At 45.5% G+C, this 1,573-nt stretch carries 1 protein-coding gene; it reads right to left on the bottom strand.

Translation table 11 applies throughout. From position 1 onward, the window contains the following. Positions 1-108: 108 nt before the first annotated feature. Positions 109-1,350 carry a calcium-binding protein gene (locus Q7U10_03700; protein ID MDO8281720.1) on the bottom strand — a complete coding sequence of 414 codons (1,242 nt, stop codon included), beginning with the start codon at positions 1,348-1,350 and terminating at the stop codon, positions 109-111. Between the last annotated feature and the right edge of the window lie 223 nt (positions 1,351-1,573).

The following is a 1,573-nucleotide window of genomic DNA, read 5'->3' as shown; positions in this document are numbered from 1 at the left end:
AGCTGCAGTAAAGCATCTCGTTCATCCAGCTTCTTGAAGCGATCATCAAGATCGAAAAATCCGGGGTGGGCCATGAGTCACTCGCGTGTGTAAAGATTTTGCGATAGTTTACAGGAATTGGTTAATTTCCGGAGGTGCCCTTAAGTCCATTATTTCGCCACTACTGAATTCAAACCATTCAGATTCATTCTCAATCTCTAGATTAAGTTGTCTGTAGAAATCTATGCCCTGATCAGAAATATCGTTACCATATTGATCTCGGAAACGAATTTCAATCAGACTGCTTTCATGATAATAGGCGACCCTAACATGCTCAGATAGAATTCCATCTCCAAAAATAATTGTATCTAACCCATTTAAATCATTTATTTGATCGAAGCCGTCTCCTGAGTTATAGAAGTACCGATCGTCGCCAAACTCATCATAAATCGTATCATCACCAATACCGCCAGTGATGGTATCGTTACCAATACCGCTTTCAATGTAGTCAGCCTCCTCCTCGCCATCGATCGTGTCATCTCCCGCTAGGCTGTAAATTTCATCGGCACCACCAGAACTACTAATCGAATCATTTCCAGAAGTACCAAACAGATCATCAGCCTCTTCACTTGCATCAACATTTGCCAATATCTCAGCAAGCTCGACAGTAGTTCCGTCACTAAAGCGAACCGTTTCTAGCGAATTGATAAAGGCACCTCCAGGCCCGTACTCAAGGGATAATGCAATATAGATTGCTTGATCCTGAATCTCTATCCCACTGGAGTCCAAGAACCGAATTGAAATATCATTATTATCATTATTGTAAATAATCCTTGTACTTTCCGGCGCAATTTCTGCGCCAATGATTAACTCATCATTGCCCCCACCGCTATCGATAATGTAATCAATACCGTCACCTAGATTGTAAAGATAGATGTCACTACCACCGTCACCATAGAGAGAATCCTCCCCCTCCTCACCTGACAGGCTGTCCGCACCCTCACCGCCATAAATGGAGTCGTCGCCAGATCCACCCAAAAGAACGTCATCTCCTGCATAGCCATTGAGCTCATCGGCCCCTTCTGTGCCCATGATGCTGTCGTTGGTCTCTAGAAACTCCCTGATCATCACCAGATCATCATTGAAGAATCGCAGCCCCTCAATTAGATAGTCCGATTGGCTCGTCAGGCTCTCCACAACATCAATGCCCTGACCCGCAATCTCCACTTCGCTCTCATCGAGGAAGCGGATCTGTATCAGGTGATCCTCAACGTTGTGTCTAACACTCACTCCCGCTTTTGTAATTCCCTCTCCAAAGACAATCTCATCAACACCCTGCTCGTCATTGACAGTGTCCAGCCCATCTCCCAAGCTGTAAAAGTAGAAGTCATTCCCTGAAACATCATGATGATCGTCGTCACCCGTACCACCTATCAGTACATCGTTACCGGCTCGAGAGTTCCCCCGGTTTAGTGGACACCCTGAACTAACTATTCAGGAGGTCCAGAATGCCAAAACCAGGTCCAAGAACGACCTACAAGTACAGTGAAGAATTCAAGGCAACAGCGGTAAGATTGAGCAACCTGCCGGGAGT

Source organism: Thermodesulfovibrionia bacterium, from assembly GCA_030646035.1.
Taxonomy (GTDB): Bacteria; Nitrospirota; Thermodesulfovibrionia; order UBA6902; family UBA6902; genus JACQZG01.
Note: the sequence above shows the minus strand (reverse complement) of the source record. Positions and strands in the feature narration are given on the sequence as shown.